Origin of the sequence: Vibrio sp. 1CM2L (assembly GCF_023161695.1) — a bacterium.
GTDB classification, from domain to species: domain Bacteria; phylum Pseudomonadota; class Gammaproteobacteria; order Enterobacterales; family Vibrionaceae; genus Vibrio; species Vibrio coralliirubri.
Genome location: NZ_JALNTT010000004.1, coordinates 224,472 through 242,398 on the forward strand (window position 1 = coordinate 224,472; position 17,927 = coordinate 242,398).

The following is a 17,927-nucleotide window of genomic DNA, read 5'->3' on the forward strand; positions in this document are numbered from 1 at the left end:
GCCCCGCCCATCACAATCAAAAATAGACAACATTGAACTTGAATCTTTCATATTTGAATGATTAACTCAGAGTGTAATCCTCAAGAGCGATCAATTATGAAAGCAAAAGACATCTCCAATCTTTATCTGTTTTGCCAATCTGTCGAGTGCGGTGGCTTTGCAGCAGCGAGCCTTAAAACACACGTTTCAGCCCCGACGTTATCAAGGGCGGTAGCAAGTCTTGAGGATAAACTGGGTGAAAAACTGGTACATCGTAATGCAAAACAGTTCCAGCTCACGACAGCTGGCGACGAATATTACCAGCGCTTCGCTGCCCTATTCATGCAGCTGAATGATGAATGGACGCAGCTCTCGAATAGTCAGCCCGTATTAACGGGTGAAATCCGAGTATCTTGCCCTGAGCCATTTGCTGATAATTTTCTGCAAAAGATGGCAATTGAGTTTATGCAGCTTCACCCAGAGGTCACCGTCACCATTCAATTTAGCGCAGGCACAGAGCGTTTCTTTGATGAGCAGATTGACCTTGCGATTGTGACGACCCCACCTCATGCCAATCATTTAATACAGCGTCAGTTGTTTGAATCATCATTAATGCTAGCGGCATCACCCAGCTATATCGAAAAACATGGTCAGCCAGAACGAGCAGAAGAGTTAATTAACCATCAGCTACTCTCAGGTAATAACTTGCCATATTGGGAGCTAAAAGAAGATGGCAAGGCGATCCGCATTCCCTATCAGCCTCGTTACTCAATCAGCAGCCTGCGTTTAAATATTGATGCGACAATAGCAGGAGCAGGGATCTGCATGATGCCAAGAGCAGCCTTTGAAAAGCATGCAGAAAGAAAAGAGTTAATAGAGGTATTGCCAGACGTTGAATACCCAACCGGTAAAGCATTTTTGGTGTGGGCAGACAGAAAGCTGATAGCGACCAGAGTGGTTGCCTTTAGAGATATGATTTTTGAACGGTTTGGGCAATCGGCGGAGTTTCTGGCTTCAATTCACTCAGAGCGAAACTCGTAGTTATTGTATTTATGAAATGAAAAACGCCAGACTAGACGAACTAATCTGGCGTTTACTTTGTAACTTTAACGATTACTTTTTACGAATATATAGGAATGCATTTAACCAAGCTAACCCAAGAATGATCAGTGTCATTACCGGTGGTTTAGACTGAAGCGGTAGCACTTCGGCCGGCACACTTGGCAATAGGTGAACATACACCGCGACGATCATAATTGCGGTCGTTAATAGCGTTGATAATTGCATCGCTTTATCTTTAATCGGTGCTGCGAGCGCCTTATCACCAATCATCACCACCAGTAGCAGTAAACCTGCAAAAATCTCACCTAATTGACCCGCCCAACGAGACAAAGTTGGGAAAGGCAGTTCACTCAGTGCGATTTGTTTTGCGAACATAGTCGTAAACGGGTCAAAGAATTTTACTGTTCCCGCCATCACCATAAAGGCACCAAGAAGACCCGTTAAGATCTTTTGAACTTTCGTCCCTACGCCATCGGTTTTGTCATAGCTACGGACCAAAAAAACACCCGTAACGAGTAGCATTGTGCCGATAAGAGATAGCTCAAGAATTAGTTGTGATGTGCTCATAGGAAACCTTCATTATGTGTTAGCAAGTTGATGGCGCTATTCTACGAAATACTCTAAAGCTCAAAAATAGACAACTTCGATTGATATCCATGCAAAAATGAAAGCTTGATCTATATATGGATTTACTTCCTAGAGCGTTTTGGGGCAAAAGTGTGCTAGGAGTCATTGGTAGAGGGTACTCCAGATGCCCAACACGAGTATATTGAAGGATCTTTAATCCATTTATAAACAACAATTTAAGTGTCATTTCACTGCGAGGTTTTATTGACTTTTCTTTACCGAATTTTGATGAGTAAATACAGCCGCACTACTAGGCATTGTATGTCATCTACGAAGCCACTAAAGTTTGGGTCATTTATAAGCTCTGAATCGAAAATTCACGCAACCAAGATTTGGTGACCAAACCTTGGTTGCGTCCTATTTCAGATAAATAAGTGCATGATTCAAACTATTTGTTATGCACCTGTTTGGGTAAAAAGATGATAGTACTCACACCCATGAATGATAATTAACAATACTATCCATTATTGGAAGTGCAAACCCTCTTATTGATTGTCCAAAATCAATCATCCACTACACTGTGCCATCAGCCTTGATTTTTCGGTATTTGTGAGCCAGCAGTGTTGTAAGATCGCAGTACATCCAGAGTCTCTAGCAATTGGCTGTCGGTATCAGGGTATGGGCTTGCGAATTGCTTAATACTGACCCATCGGCTTCGCTGGTTTTTTTCGATATATTCTTCCACATCGTCGACGATAACTGTTTTTGCTACATTCGAATTACATATAAATGCTAGATTTTTCTTGCGGCTTGACCACTCAACATACTCCATTGAGGCAAACCAATCGGGCGCAACTCCCTCTGAAACAAGGAGCCGTGCTATCTGACGAAATCGCGATTCACTAACTGTCGTGTACATTACCACTCGTTCAGTAATGTCCTTGCAACCTTCGAGGAACAAGTGCAAATGAGGTCGTGCAATTTGACTTATTGCGTTGCTGATTAATGTACCCTCAAGATCTAGCGCAATAATTTTAATTGCATTATTCATTTATCACTATTTCACCTCTGCGTACTAGTAGGCAGAATCTAGTGTAGTCGTGGCTGTATACGTAGATCGGGTGGGGAACAGTTGAGCCTGCCATATAGTCATCAAATGCAGCTAGCGTATGAGCTGGCAGTGAGCTTGGGTCTACTACTCTAAATGCAGAATTCGTCAACTCGAAACTTTCTAGTAAAGGGATTAACATATTCAATTCATCTCTCATCAAATTACTCCTCATGATTAATAATTAAACAAATTCTTTCCGATGTATTAGCGATGTAATTATTCTTTCGAGATTTTTGATACTCAGGCTAACATCACAGATTCGAGTAGGAAAATTCTGTTTTGGAACATGATTCTTCTTACTATCATGGATCGGGATTAGCATTTTAATCTCAGTATCTGCCCCTGCTAATTCCGATACTGCGTGAGTATCACAAGGTGATCTCAGATCTAGTCTCAGTGCATTAATCAAGGCAGTGGAATTAATGGCGCTCCTAGTTAAAAATTCAGGCAGTTTTAAATAAGCCTCTCCCTTGTTAACTATCTGAAATTTAAAGTTATTTGGAACTAAATTTCCTTCGATGTAACCTTCTAGATTGAGAGTTAATTGATTTCTCCTCTGACTACAGACGGTCAACAACGGTTGGCTGATTTTCAGTATCGATGTTTGACAGTTAAACTCGTACGAGATATCTGGATAATGATTTTGGAAACTCTCTGAACTGTTGTTTCTGAGATGTCTGTAAAGAGCATGACTCGCGATTTGTTGATTTTTTGAGGGTTCGACAAGATATACACATTCATTATCGAAATAATCAATGTCACTGGTTGATTGGATATTTAGATCTATCACATTTCGTAGTAACCCCATTTCCTCGATGTTTTTTTCATTTTTATAGAGTTCATTCAGTTTTATGAACAGATCAAGCCTTTCTTCATAGCTGATCGAAAAGTAAAACTTTTGTAGTGCTATTTGCCAATCTTTTTGTTGAGGATAGTCGTCATCGAGCCGTACTGAAGCATATTGTCGAGTCAGTTTTGCGTCCTCTTGTAAATCAGTTAAATACATAAGTCTCACTATTTGTCCTATCAATCGTTAAATAACTTAACCTAGAATACGTCATCAGATCTGATCCCTCGCCACCCCAACAGCATTGCGTTTAACGCCCAACCGATGGACCTAACTCCCGAGCAGAAAAACAACGTACAACCTACGAACACCCAAAATCCGCTCGTAATAAACTGCAAAATTTCTAGCATGGAATCCTCTTTGATATGCGAATTTTCGATAATTTACATTTCTAGTGATGCTTTTGTCAATAGTATTTTTGGTAGAATTTCTATTTAAATCAATCAGTTATGATCAAGTGTTTTATTGCAGGGGTGTGTTTTTATGAATTTTGGTTACGTGTATGCCTCATACAACTAATAGTTTTTTTGAGGGGATTACGTTCTAACCTGACAGTTTGCCCTACCCACAACCAAGGCGACTTTGGGCAAAGGTGATTTAGAAGTGTGCCACCACGTCTTGGGACATAACAAACTAGAGTTAAAGCACTACACTACTGAACTCTGTTCAGATAAGTGTAGGAATGGAAAAGGTTCTAGACTTGCACAACAAAGTGCAACTGCTAGAATACGATAATTGTAATCATCTGATTTATAAAGGTTTGAAATGCTCGATTTTGATGACTTTGTCGGTGAGTTTGACCATGTTATTGATATATGGTCAGGGGGGAAACTTACCTTGCAAGAAGCCATTGAAAATGCAGATGATGAGTTATTATTCGAGTTTATCGAAACTCTTTTTTTGATAACTAAATATTATTTTTCTACAGGTTCTTCTCAGGAAAGTCCTTTCTCATTTACAGCAAATTCGGCTTTAAGTGGATTAGATACCCCATGTGCTTCCATTGACTGTCGGTTATTAAAAATTGATCAAATGCTTAGCTTTACCTCCCTCTATGCAGATGAGGTGTTCTTAAGAAACCCTTTTGAGTCTCTTTACAAGATATGCCAATCATCCGGTGTGATACCAAAAGTTCGAGTGGAGCTTCTAGCTAACCTAAAGATATATCGAGCTTTATGCCCTTATTTCAAGGTTGGGATTATTAAATATGCCAACAGCACTCATTCATTTTGCCATGACTACATTAATAACGTTCTAGAGCCATACAAAGACAAATTATATAGAAATGAAAGCCGATTGTACGATGCATTGGAAAAGCATTTTCTGAGTAGAGTGACTGCTAGTTATGATGAATATGGTGTTGATAAAGGCCATTTAATCCTAAAAGGGCCTAGTAACCTTATTGAACACCGTGAGATGTATCTTCATATATATGAGAACAAAGGCAAGTATATCGATGATATGCGTATGCGAGGATTACCGTACAAGATAAGCACAGATGGCATACGTAATGAAGGTATCTTGAAGTTACTACTGGAACCGCTGCTTGATGATATAACTTTTCACAATTGGCACTCTAAGTTTTATGGCACAAACCTCCTCACTAACGATGACTTACAGTTCAATATCTTGAACAAAATCAATGTCAACGCTATCAACACAGAAGTATTAACCAATCCATTTAAATATAATCTTACGGTGGCAGAAAACACTACACCTGAAACTGTTATTGAGTTGAGACAAGCTAATGAAGAGTATTTTGACATCTACCGAGAGCGTACAAAACAATTTCTTGGAACAATTAAAGGACTGAATGCCAAAGAGCAAGAAGAAGCCTTTGCTGACCTTGTAAGATCTGAAATAGCTCATATTGATCGAAACTTACGCGCTCATAAAGAGAAATACTTATCCAAGGGTCGCCAAAACATTGTCTTTGGCGCTGGCATAATCACAGTTGGATCGTACTTGGGAATAATACCAACGGATATGGCGTCTTTGATTGCAACTGTAGGCGGTACAGCTGCTCTTTCTTCTTCTGCTACGGATTTCAACCAACTACTACAACCCGACAGTGTGGCTAAAAATAATGATTTTTATTTCTTATGGAAATTGCAGAAGTAGTACTAGCTAATGTATGTCAAATGGGGGCGAGATCTGCCACTTTGTAAATACTTGGATTCCATATACGCAATGGGGCAATTTCAATTTAGCTTATTACCCCATAAATCTAATGAAGGACAATAACGACATAGAGTTGCTGTCAGTACGAGTGTGAATCAATAATCTAATTTCTTTTTGCTTCTTTGAGTTCTTTATCTGCTTTACGCATATCATCTATCGCATCTTTCAAATCTTCAGAACTCACAGCTCCAGCTCGGCGAAGCTCTGTTATTTCTTTATGATGACTACAAGCATCATCATATCTTTCTCTGGCCTCCTTTATTTCAGGAGTTCTTCTTATATCAAACATACATGAGAAAAAATAAGTCAAATGATGATTTTGTGAACTGATAAGTAAAAGCTAGATAACTTCGAAAGGGGCATTTTCGTGTTTCATACCCCGCCATCACATCTCTGGACAATTCCGAGTTACATTGCTCAGGACATTCTGATTTTTCGGATAACTTCTAAAACCTAAAACCTAAAAGCATACCACCTGTCTACATATCGCTGGCCAAATTCGCTCACCCAGTACAGTTAAATCAGTAATTCATCCTAATTACTTGTAAACTGGCTACTTCTAGCATGATTAGAGCTTAAATAAATGTACACGGGCTACTTAATTTCATTTTTCACTGTTGCTATATGGGCAGGAAGCTACATTGTTAGCAAGATGGCTGTCGGTGTCATCGAGCCTGCTACTCTTGCGTTCTACCGATGCATGTTTGCATTCTTAGTCTTAACGCCTATTTGTTTACCTCAAATCAAAAAAAACATTGATGTCATTAAGAAAAACTACCTAACTCTATTGTATTTAGGTTTTTTGGGGATGGGATTGAGTCAATCCATGACATACTTCTCTGGTCACTATACATCTCCCATCAATATGTCATTAGTTAACTCTCTAATACCTGCTGTAACTTTGGCAATGAGCATTGTCATACTAAAAACTAGACTCTCTTTGGGTCAATATGTTGGGGGGTTAGTATCACTACTTGGCGTCATTTATGTTCTCGTTAAAGGGGACATGAAAATTTTACAGAACTTAGAGTTTAATAATGGGGATATCCTGATGCTAATCGGAACATTCTCTTACTCCCTATATGGTATTGTTCTCAACAAGAAGCCCATCATAATGTCAGGTTGGACACTACTATATTGCCAACTATTTGTTGCTTCATTGCTATTATTTCCCCTTATGCTAATTACTAGTGAGTCATATATTCCCTCTACGGAGTCAATACCACTCATAGTCTATGCCGTATTCTTCCTTTCCATAATTTCTACTTATCTCTGGAAAAAGGCGATCGACAGGATTGGTGCATTGAAATCTTCGCTATCAATGAATTTCATGCCTGTGATTGCCGCCATATTGAGTTATGTAATCTTGGGTGAAGATATTGAGACGTACCATGTAATTGGAACTGTCATTATTATTTCAGGGCTTGTCGCTATTAATCTAACCCGCTCTAAAAAATCATGACTGCTGTAGAAGTGAAAAATTGGCGACATAGCTAGGTTTTTTGTCATGAGGAAAAGTAAGGCAAACGACAAACTAAATGCAGTGCACAAAAACTTGCGTAAAACACTTTGGGGCAGATCTGAGCTAGCAAACACTTTGAGAGAAAAGTGCACGAGTAAAACTTAAGGTCTATAAAGACTTTGGACAGAAATAACTTAGAGCAACCACTTAATTTAGCAGTTACTGAATTAGTTCAGGTATTGAAAACACCAATAAATAGATTGCGAGTTAGATATTGCCCTATCTATCTAGAGTTATGGCAGTATCTAGTTTTAAGGCGATACATTAATCGTATGTGTAGGCTAAGTTGCACAGGACTTCTGTAGGCTGACGCTCGCTTCTATATCGACCAAAGCCAAACATTCTTCCTTTTTCAGAAATAAGGTGCAGATTTTTTCTAGCTCTAGAACCTATCACGTATAACAGTTTCTTTGAACTTTCAACGGAAGAATCATTGAAATTTGGCACTAAACCTTGTAGCAGACCAAAGGAGATGACGACATCATATTCACCACCTTTTACCCCATGTATCGTTGACACTTTAATACCAGTTCTAGGTTTAAATGCTCTGCGAAATGCCTCTATATCTGTAGAAAATAGTGCATTTTCGCTCCTCAGACGTTCAATTCGATTTTGTGTACTGTTAAAGAATGAATCATGATGTTCCTTTAACATTGGATATAATGCAAAGTCTATTCCCAGAGCATGTAGTAATTCATCAAAAAATGAACGTAGATAGGTCAAACCATCGTCTTCATCTATTGAAATAGAGTTAATGGCTTTAAGTAGCTGTTTTGAGGTTATCGAGTTGACATCTACCTGTGCAAGCCCCATGTCAAATAAGATATCAGATGCCCACCGAAGACGCTTAACATACATGTTAGGTGATGGTTCTGTTAGAATGATTTGAGTCAGCTTAAACCAAAAGTTATCAATATCTCTTGAGAATGGAACTAGACCCGGACCATCAAAGCTATATTGCGGTAATCGGTTTACTAAGTTACGGGTTAGCGCAGCCAAGTGCATCCACCAAGGTGCTATAACACAAATCTCTTTTTCCAAGATACCCAAATTCTCAACACTATGCTCAATATGCCTACTAACTTGCTCAACTAAATAATCCTTATGAGTAACCTGATCATAAGTAATAGCACTCAGATGGTCTTTATGCTTACCTTCAGCAACAGTTGCGCTAGGAATAACATTATAATTGCTGTAGTAATCAATAATCCTGCTTGAGCTTCTATAATTCTTATCTAAAGCCATTGGCGTAAATGATACTTCGGTTATTTGCTCAAGTTCCTGTTGTGTTATTGCGTAGCCCCCGAGTGAACCGTAAATAGCTTGATTTGGGTCTCCAACAATGAACGTTTTTACACCACCTCGGCTAGCTTTTATAACGTTAGCAACAATTGAATACTGTATCTCTTTGGTATCTTGATACTCATCAATAAGAACATACGAGAATAGATTAGCTATTATCTTAGCGATCGCTGAATTACTGGACAATATCTCATAAGAAAAATATAGAATCTGCTCAAAATCGATCTGACTATTGTCTTCAAGATGAAGGTGGTAGTCACCTAATACCTGCCTAACCAGTGAAGTCTTATTTCCTGCGCAAGTCAGCTCTAAACCCCTTGGTGTATAGTAATGACTAGACTCTCCATAACAAATGCGTTCGGTACGTATGTTAGAACATATTCGGGAAATTATTTCTTCAGAGTCATAAGAGTTGATTATTTTAAATCCGTGCTTAAGCTTGTCATGGTATAGACTGTATGGCTTCAATATCCACTCTAAACAAAATGCGTGAATTGTACCTATCCACAGTTGTGATGTATCTACACCAAGAGTTTCAATGCGCTCACGTATCTCATCAGCAGCTCTATGCGTATAAGTAATAGCAATGACCCATTTTTTGATTGTGTCTAACCTCGAAAGCTCAAGAGCAATTTTGTAGGTAAGAGTCCGAGTTTTACCACTTCCCGGACATGCTACCAAAAACACATTATTCGGCTCATTAATCGCTGCTACTTGCTCATCGTTTAGGTCTTCCTCATCCCACACAAACATGATCAGATCCTTGCTAAAATGTCATTGTTTTCAGTAGGCAGGTCGTTCATCAGTTGAGCTTTTAGAACATTTATATCGCCACCTAATGGGTTAAAAGCTTCCCATTTAGGAGTAAATGTCGCTAAGGCATTTTCATATGGGGCCAAGTATGCTTCCCACTCTTGTTTTAGGCTAACGTTGCCTTCTTCATCTAAACGCTCAATTATGTCTAGACCATATTTGACATGTTCAATAACTGATTCGTATCGGTGCTTGAGTATTTTGAAAGTGAGTTCTGCATTGAAGTCACCATGCGCAAACTTGATAGCATCGAAAATGTACTCAGGAATAGCTACTTTAAAGTCAATCACTTTGCTAAGCGTAAGGGCAAACCAACCTTTACCTTGATAGTTCGCCATAGTTAATGCTCTTGAGCCTGAAATAGCAATATCAGTAGAAGATAGCTCTGTTGTAGCAGCATTCGCTGTAGCTGGCTGAGTGTACACATCTCTGACAATTCTCTTGAGGTAACCGCTGTTGGATGATTGTATGAAATCAACCTCAAAAGTATGTTCTGCATAAAAAATCGAAATCCAAGGGTTATTTTGACAGAAATCATCAAGCCTTCTTTTACGAGCAAAGCCAGTTTCTTTAGAGCCGAGGGCTTTCTCTTTCTTCTTTTTATCTGCGTCACTATCTGTAGGATAAATCGTAGTATCAAAGAAGATTTCATCTAGATCTGTGATAATGCTGCAACGTTTTTTGATTCTTTCATTGTCAAATAACATTGCAATATTCTCGAAGCCAGTGCTCCGAATATTAACTAAACTGATACCAATTTCGTCTAGACTTAAACCTAGAACCTTTTTCAGTAGAATAGGAATAAGAATCTCTTCAGCATCACCCTCAACTAGCACGACACTTCGTGCGAATAGTAAGTTGCTTCGTATCGCATCTAGATATCGTTGTACAAAGCCAATTTTTTCATCACAAAGCCCCGATGACGGCTGAAATACCTCACAAACACCATTGACAAGACCAATGATGTTCATATTGTTGATATTACTTACTTCTGAAATATGTGAAGAGTGGGTTGAATAGATAATCTGAGTGTTTTCGTAGTTAATGTTGTCGAAAAGCGACTTTTGAATATGAGTATGTATATGTGCTTCAGGTTCTTCAATCAGCAAGAAATTTGCAATTGATTGGTTAGCCTTTTGGTACTTGAACTCTAGTAGCTTCAATGTGAGATACAGCAAGTTTGCACCGCCTAAGCTCATTTCATGGATAGCACCTTCATAACCATCACTAGACTCAGAGACAAAAAGCTTTAATGACTGGAAAAGTTGGTCTGACTCATCAGTCAAACTTGATCGAATAGAGATTGAATTTGGAGAATATGTATCGCCGACCGTATCTCCTACCGTAGTTACAATATCATCACGAATTGCACAGATGTCAGGTAGCCCTTCAATTTCATTGTTCAGTGTTCCAATCAGATCTGCAATAGGTTGGAAATCAGACTGAGTAATATCACCCGATTTACTTTTTAGTAGAGTGAGCAGAGGATTGGTTCTATTACTATTAAAGTCGGATACTACATCTCTTAGTGCCTTGATGAATGTAAACGAAACTTCATTGGGCATATTAAGGATATTTGGTAAGCGTATACCAACAGCTGGGTTATTTAACGCAGTAGGAAAATCTACCCTTTCAAAGTCACCAACTATACTCTTGTAGACACTGGGATCATTAAAATTAGCGACACTTTTGCCTGTTAGGACCGTTTCATAGTCATCGATAGTTATACTACCCAAGTAGCTTTCTAATGCGGCTAGCCCCCCTGTTGGGAGTTGTGCTAAAGCCTGTCTAACGTATGCCTTAGGCCTAAAAATAAAATTGTACGTTGCTCTAGAGACAACTTCGTCTTCCGCATTTCCAACACCATGGAGGAATAAAGACTGACTGGCTTCATCACCCGCAATATCATCAAACTCAAGACTAATGATAATCCAATGACCACGCCAGTCTCCAATTGCTCTACAAAAATCGCCTTCTGCCAATTTCGTCGCGAAACGAGGCATTGAGCTATCAAGCAACAATCTCATCGCTCGGAATAAGTTAGTCTTACCAGATCCGTTCTCACCAATTATTGTATTTATTCCCTTATTAAACAGAAGCTTAACATTATTAAAGTTCCTATAGTTGACTAGGGATAGTTTGGTGATGTGCATATGGCCTCAATAATCAATTTATACTCAAATGATTTTATATTATCGATGTCCTATTTAAAACAAAATCAGCATGTTAGATTTGAATAGTAACGAACTTGTCATAAGGTAGAAATCGTAAAAAAGGCCGCCACCTAGTTCGCGAAAAAGCTAAAGTAAATTGCTATGAATTTATGCTCGAACACCTGCTGAGTCTCAGTATTTCCCGTATGGCTAAGGTGTTCAGAGTTTCTCGAAGTGGGTTTCATTATTGGGTTGAGAATCGCCACAAGGCGATTCAACGTGAGACAGAACACCAAAAGCTTGATACCAAAGTAAAAGAAGCCTTTGACGTTAGTAAAGAACGAGATGGCTCAAGACGTATTCAGAAAGAACTGGCAGGGAGCGGTGATAACCATAATGTTAAGACCATTGCCGCCAGTATGAAACGTCAGGATTTAGTAGCGAAAGCAGCACGCAAGTTTAAGTGTACAACAGGCAGTAAACATAAAATGCCCGTTGCTCCGAACTTGCTCGCTCAAGATTTTAACGCAACGGCTCCAAATCAAAAATGGGCAGGAGACATCACCTATGTTGCCACAAGCGAAGGCGGCTGTACTTAGCTGTCATTATTGACCTCTACTCAAGACAAGTTACTGGTTGGTCTATGAATACGAGAATGACGGCCTCACTGATCTGCGATGCCTTATCAATGACTTTATTTCGCCGAGGTTTCCCTGAGCAGGTTATTACTCATAGCGATCGAGGTAGTCAATACTGTTCGAAAGACTATCGAGACCTCATAAGTAATTATAACCTAAGGCAAAGTATGAGTAGGAAAGGAAAATGCTGGGATAATGCTTGTGTTGAGAGCTTCTTTCATTCTATGAAAGTAGAAGTAATCCAATATGAACCGATCATGACGAGAGAGCAGATGCGTCAAACGATCTTCGAGTACATTGAGGTTGATTATAATCGAACGAGAAGGCACAGTGCTCTTGGGTACCTAAGCCCAATGAACTTTGAAAAACAAAATGTCGCTTAATTAAGTGTCCAGTCTGACTGGAGAAGATCAATAAGCCAGCTCTACGTTCTAGTCACTACGAACCAGCGGATACGTAAAATCAGTATGAATTAGTACATTACTTTTTTTGCTCCTTTTCTTCTCGCTCTTTCTCTCTTTTAACATCATGTAACTCGACGACCTCAGTAAGGTTTTTCATTCCTACTATGCGCTCTTCTACGAGGTAACTTGGTATTGCATCCCAGAGTGCTGCAAACATATTATCTCTAGTAGCTATTTCATCGTTAAGTGCCCGATTTTTACGTTCCAGTTCAGATCTTTGCTCTGCCGCCCTTTCTTCTGCTTTTTTACGTATTTTTCGAGAGGTATCAAGACGTTTCAAGGCGCTTTTGTGAACTGAAGATTCTTTTATCTGCTGAATAGTGAGAGGCGCTTCATTGACAAACCCTATAGTTTCACCAAGCTTAATTTTTCTGAGTACATCTTCGGTTACAGGTAGGCCAAGGTCAATTTTACTGACTATATCTTCTATTTGATCTTGAACATCAGCGTGACGGGCAAGAGCCCCGTTAGCTTTACCAGCTTCTTTTTGAACTGTCGTAGGGCTGATTTTTATGATTTTTCCTGCTTTTTTGCGTATTATAAGTTCAGAGCAAGTTACCTCACTAGCGACTAATCTTGCCAATGCATCACGCAATTCTTGTTTTGTGCTTTGATAATCTCTTTCACGTTGATTCATTATTCTACCGTCTTAAAGTTAATCACTAAATCAATCACCTCATCTTCAAACTGGTAAGGTGTAAAGTCGAAATCTAGATCTGTCATAATTCGTTCTGCTGCTTTGATTTGCATGTAATATTGAGTTGCAGAATTTGAATTTAGATCGTTGTGCTCTATCAACAGGTTCAGGTTGCGCATGGCATCCATCCGAGCACCTTCAGCGTATACTACGTTCTCGATATAATCCCACTCACAGTCAGTACACTCAGTTAGATCAATGTTAAGGCGCATTGAGCAATCATCGTTAGAGCAATACATGCCAACTGCAACTGCATGTAAATGTTCATCGCCGTCTCTTAACTTTTCGATCCAGTATTGGCGTGAGAGTAGTCGCTTATTAACACCGTCCTCAAAATAGTTTTCACCTTCTTTGGCAATCGTTTTAAGGAATGTTTTACCTTTGCCGCCAGCGACACGCTCTCCGTTTGCCATTTTTTCAAATATGCGCACGTAAATATCGGCCTGTTGACTAATCCGTTCATCTTGAACTTCATTCCAGAAAGTTTTGTATGAATTAGCGTTACGGGCATACCATCTGGTCATTGCCATGGAAAAATGCCCAAACTGTTGTTTTAAAGCGGGAAATGAGCATAACTCATACCCAATGAGGTAAAATGCTAGTGAACGGCGAAGTTGGTGGTTTGTGAAATGAAAATTACTACCTTCAACAAACCTTTCTTGTGTGTCATCAGAGACATCAAGGTATTTTATATCATTTGAACTTAGGGTTAAGTCAAAACCATGATGTTTGTTAAAATAGATTTTGATGCCGTCACCAAGCCCTTCCTTGCCTATAGCGGAAGGAAATTTTGTCGAAGTCAAGGTTGCAAACATACGATGACTTTGTTTTTTCGGGAAATATGAACGTAGCGGGGTGTGAATTGCGCTTAAAACATAAAATGCTTTGAAGCCATTGATGGTAGTAACAAAGACATCATCCTTGGTCTGGCTGGTCATCGTGATTTTAGATTGTCGTGTTGTCAAAAAGTGAATGGTTTCTTTGCCAATTCCTTTTTTTGTTTCTTCCTTGGTGTCATCTCTATCGACATTGAATGTCAATTTCTGTGCGCCAAAATTCGGATGCATCCTATACAATTCATCCCGCCGCATACCCGACAAGGCCATGCACAACCATGCCGCTTTACAATTTAAATCTCTTAGATATCGACGTAAATCAGCCCAATTATATTTAGTTTCACCAATCTTTACTTGGAAGTCATCCAGTCGGTTTCCAATGCCAAGGGTTGGCTGCATTTTTTTGTATATAGCCATCCAGCGTTTATCAGTCCCTCCATCAGCAATTTCGACACCTTTTGCTTCTAGTGCTTCAAAAAACTCGACGTTGCTTTTAAGAGAAAGATGAACGCTGAAAGCTTCGCCATGCCTAATTTTATATATTGATTCTTTAAGAGCTTTTTGTTCACACGTCACCATGTGCTCTACTGCTTTCTCTATCTCGTCCCTATTGGCATAAGCTGCTTCGATATCTGTACTGAAGTCATTGAGAGCAGCGAAATATATGCGGGGTGGAATAACGCAATGCTGCTCGTGCTTTAACTCATCGAGTTTTAAGAGCTTGCGTGTAAGCTGAGTATAATTAACACAGAAAGGTAGCACTTCTTGAGCATTGAACATCGAATTTAACGATGATAAGGCAAATGCGTCAGAAAAATCCATACCATCGTCAATCAAGTCTTTCAATGAGTCAATGGTTAATGCTTCAAAGCTGTCTATGTTTCGGTCAAGCATGGATTTTGCGTGATTTAAGAGAGGCCAAAGGTGATTTCGAATACTGTCCATTTTGACTTTTTCAGTAGTGAAATACATCCTTGCCAAAACTACGCATTTGATTTGGTTTTTCAGGGTTAGATCATCTCTTTTGAACCGCATAATATTAACAGCGGTATCTTCCTCTGATTCAATCTTGAAAGAGAATCGTACATCTCTTAACTCTGTTTTTCTGTAGTCCCAGCAGTCTTCACCAAAGTAAATTGTGGTTTTGCTATCTTGGTAGATAATCAACTTATCTAGCTCATTCCAGTCACCGCGCAATAGTGCAGGTAATAAAACATCTTGAAGGTAATCAGTCTCCCCTTCAATTGATTTCTGATGACTGTAGAAGGCTTCAGTCTCATTGGCATGATCAAACTTCAACATATTTCACCTACTAGCTTAGATATTGTCTAACAGAATCTGGAGATTGAAATAAAAAGTATCGTTTCTTTTGACAAAGCATCTCTTCAGCTTTATTAAGGGTTTCGGATGGAAGGTTGTCCAATTGTAGCTTAAACCTGTTTATCTTGGACTCGATGAAATCTGCCTTATCAGGGTATGTATCAATGGCATCACTCATGGCTTCTAAAAAGCTCAGAAGCTTGTAGATTGAATGAGGGTCATCAACTAGCTGGGCGCTTTTACAGAACACGCAAAGATCATACTGGTAGCAAGTGATATCCTGACCTTCTTTAATCACCCCCTCTTTTTCTGCCCACTTTCGAGCAGCATAGTGCCAATCCTTATCCTTGGATTCGATAAAATCAGGTTTACCTTCGCATGCGACACCATTTGGGTTCGTAGGTGTATTACGTTCAATATACTTATCATAAGCGAGCACAGGGATTTTAAGTTCTTGTTTAACTTTATTTGTGGCTTCATTGCGTGTCATCCCTTTTGAAATATGTATTAGCGCTTGGAGACCCTGTGAACCCATTCTGGTATTTTCGAGGGGATGCCCATTTGCATACTTTCTTTCCTGAGTTTCAATGGCATGTTGTAAGATTACTCTGGCAGAAAAACCGTTATCTTCAGGTTTATATTCCAGATCGCTGTGGGTTGCGCGTATCCGCGAAGCATTGAGGTTTAAAAAATAATCTCCCTGTCTAATTCCGTACTCGCGTAGAGCCATCTGAATGATAAGGGGACATAAATCCTCATCCCATTGAAAGGTTTTACCTTTGCTCCCTAAAGGGATAAGGTATGGAGGTCTTGTGACACTTTTTCGGCCTTTGGGTAAGACGTTGTAACGCTGTGCATAGCTCTCAATTGACTCCAAGAACGCTTGGTACTTAGCGCCGATCTTAAAGCTCCCTGATGACCCGTCGAGATAGGAGAAGCTAACGGTGATATCGCCTTCACCATCTTTGTCCGAGTAGTGTAAAGGCATTAGGATATTCTTGAGTTGTACGTCCGTAAGACAAGTAAGCGCCACGTAAATTAGAGGTATAGTTCGACGCTTTATACAGGTTGCTGCAAAAGGTACGACAGTCTTACTTACAGACGTAAAGCCTGCTTCTGATGTGAACGTTGAAAACTTGTTCATCTGGTGTTTATCGATCATATCGGTGTAGCATTGAATAACATGATCAATTAAATTAGTGCGGCTATCACTTAAAATAGCAAGTCGTTGAGCGGTATACATCGATGCACCACCACGATCTATACTTCTTTTATTACCATCTTTATCCAAGCTGTAGAATAACCTACCATGTTTATCATTATTGTATGCACGGGAAAACAGCTTCATTGTCTCTATATAGGTTAAGCCATCTTGGATGCCATTTTTGTCGCGCTTACTAATATCTGCAACTATAAATCCAGCATCACCCTCATCTGTAGCTTCACTGTGCTTGCTCTCATCTGGTTGTGATGCAAACAACGCATGGACATCCTTAGCTGCCCGACCTTTATAGCCTTTGACTTTCACGTATTTTTGCGTGCGCCCTGCTTTTGTTTGTTCAACTTTACGAATTGGGAAACGTATATCTAAAATAGTGGATGTATTGAATGCTGTGTAATAAGCAAACAATAGATACCCCATGAACATACATTGATCAAAAGGACTAGCTGCCCCGTTATCTCCAGAAATAGTGACCGTAATTTCTTTACCATCTACTTCATCAACAACGGCTTTAAGAGACGAGGGAGGGGGAGCGTCAGGGTTCGCATCTCTATATGTAATTAACTGAGTTGCTAATGAGTTGTAGCAGTATGTTGCTCGACGAAGCATTAACCGCCATTCTTGTGGGGAGTATGGTTTGGTGGTCGGTGTTCTGTCTCCATTTTCGAATCCATGAAGAGTGGCCTGATAGGCTGATACGTTAAATCCAGCCGCCTTCAAACCTTTATCTACATGAATCTTGATATGGGATGCCTTGGTCTCTTTCAGTCCGATTTCTTCACCGTCATGGTACTGAAAAATGTATGTTTTAGGCTCATTTGCCAGATCAACTAGTCGTCTTAATTCCCCGTTATTTCCGCAGTAAGACAAATAACCAGCTTTACTGAATGGATCGAATTCTTTTGTATCGCAAAAAACCATATAGCGCTGCAAATGGTTAAGAGTCGTGTAAATGGTATCGTGAGATATTTGGTTTTTAAGTTGTCTATCAACCCACTTTCGAATCTTTCGCACCTGTTCCATGCGGCTACGTTTAGCGATGGTATTTTTTGGGTCGCATTGTAGGTGACACCAATCACGTAAGTTAAAGGCTATCTGGTTCTGAAGCTTTTGCTTCAAATCAAATGATAGGTTGAGTTCAGTGACGGTCTTTTTTGTCACCTCTCTCTTTTTAGCGACTCTTTTCATCCCCGCCAATGGGCTTTTAGCCATA

Annotated in this window: 12 protein-coding genes and 1 pseudogene; 4 read left to right on the forward strand and 9 right to left on the reverse strand. The window is 39.5% G+C overall.

All coding sequences use genetic code 11. The annotated features are described in order from the left end of the window. Window positions 1-96 precede the first annotated feature (96 nt). Window positions 97-1,020 carry a LysR family transcriptional regulator gene (locus tag MSG34_RS15845; RefSeq protein ID WP_048606971.1) on the forward strand — a complete coding sequence of 308 codons (924 nt, stop codon included), beginning with the start codon at window positions 97-99 and terminating at the stop codon, window positions 1,018-1,020. A gap of 72 nt (window positions 1,021-1,092) precedes the next feature. Here MSG34_RS15845 and MSG34_RS15850 read toward each other — a convergent pair whose 3' ends face one another. The 3 genes from MSG34_RS15850 to MSG34_RS15865 all read right to left on the reverse strand — a co-directional run bounded on the left by MSG34_RS15850 (window position 1,093) and on the right by MSG34_RS15865 (window position 3,725). Further along, a complete protein-coding gene (locus MSG34_RS15850; protein WP_048617572.1) occupies window positions 1,093-1,608 on the reverse strand; it encodes a hypothetical protein in 516 nt (171 codons plus the stop codon). A gap of 586 nt (window positions 1,609-2,194) precedes the next feature. Next, entirely contained in the window at window positions 2,195-2,659 is a 465-nt protein-coding gene (locus tag MSG34_RS15855) for an NIF family HAD-type phosphatase (RefSeq protein WP_017074778.1), read from the reverse strand. A 241-nt stretch (window positions 2,660-2,900) separates the two neighbouring features. Beyond that, window positions 2,901-3,725: a hypothetical protein gene (locus MSG34_RS15865; RefSeq protein ID WP_086774171.1), complete on the reverse strand. Its 825-nt coding sequence runs from the start codon at window positions 3,723-3,725 to the stop codon at window positions 2,901-2,903. Window positions 3,726-4,331: 606 nt separating this feature from the next. Between MSG34_RS15865 and MSG34_RS15870 the strand changes: the two genes are divergently transcribed. Then, entirely contained in the window at window positions 4,332-5,687 is a 1,356-nt protein-coding gene (locus MSG34_RS15870; protein ID WP_086774172.1) for a hypothetical protein, read from the forward strand. 163 nt (window positions 5,688-5,850) lie between these two features. Here MSG34_RS15870 and MSG34_RS15875 read toward each other — a convergent pair whose 3' ends face one another. Further along, window positions 5,851-6,036, reverse strand: coding sequence for a hypothetical protein (locus MSG34_RS15875; protein WP_248338429.1), 186 nt, complete (start codon window positions 6,034-6,036; stop codon window positions 5,851-5,853). Window positions 6,037-6,330: 294 nt separating this feature from the next. Here MSG34_RS15875 and MSG34_RS15880 point away from each other — a divergent pair, with 294 nt between their 5' ends. Continuing rightward, entirely contained in the window at window positions 6,331-7,209 is an 879-nt protein-coding gene (locus tag MSG34_RS15880; RefSeq protein WP_248338431.1) for a DMT family transporter, read from the forward strand. 324 nt (window positions 7,210-7,533) lie between these two features. On the opposite strand, the gene MSG34_RS15885 is transcribed toward MSG34_RS15880, so the two are convergent. Together MSG34_RS15885 and MSG34_RS15890 are read right to left on the reverse strand one after the other, a co-directional pair. Continuing rightward, window positions 7,534-9,324 carry an ATP-dependent helicase gene (locus tag MSG34_RS15885; RefSeq protein ID WP_248338433.1) on the reverse strand — a complete coding sequence of 597 codons (1,791 nt, stop codon included), beginning with the start codon at window positions 9,322-9,324 and terminating at the stop codon, window positions 7,534-7,536. A gap of 2 nt (window positions 9,325-9,326) precedes the next feature. Beyond that, on the reverse strand, window positions 9,327-11,537 hold the full coding sequence (locus MSG34_RS15890; protein WP_248338435.1) for an AAA family ATPase: 2,211 nt from the start codon (window positions 11,535-11,537) through the stop codon (window positions 9,327-9,329). A gap of 111 nt (window positions 11,538-11,648) precedes the next feature. Here MSG34_RS15890 and MSG34_RS15895 point away from each other — a divergent pair. Continuing rightward, window positions 11,649-12,558: pseudogene (locus MSG34_RS15895) on the forward strand (IS3 family transposase). A 97-nt stretch (window positions 12,559-12,655) separates the two neighbouring features. Here MSG34_RS15895 and MSG34_RS15900 read toward each other — a convergent pair. From MSG34_RS15900 to MSG34_RS15910, 3 genes are read right to left on the reverse strand one after another with little or no spacing between them, the layout of a single operon-like run. Then, a complete protein-coding gene (locus tag MSG34_RS15900) occupies window positions 12,656-13,276 on the reverse strand; it encodes a hypothetical protein (protein ID WP_248338438.1) in 621 nt (206 codons plus the stop codon). Beyond that, a complete protein-coding gene (locus MSG34_RS15905; protein ID WP_248338440.1) occupies window positions 13,276-15,474 on the reverse strand; it encodes an integrase in 2,199 nt (732 codons plus the stop codon). Before MSG34_RS15905 ends, MSG34_RS15900 begins: the two co-directional genes overlap by 1 nt. A gap of 10 nt (window positions 15,475-15,484) precedes the next feature. Next, window positions 15,485-17,926, reverse strand: coding sequence for a hypothetical protein (locus tag MSG34_RS15910; protein WP_248338442.1), 2,442 nt, complete (start codon window positions 17,924-17,926; stop codon window positions 15,485-15,487). Window position 17,927: the final 1 nt, after the last annotated feature.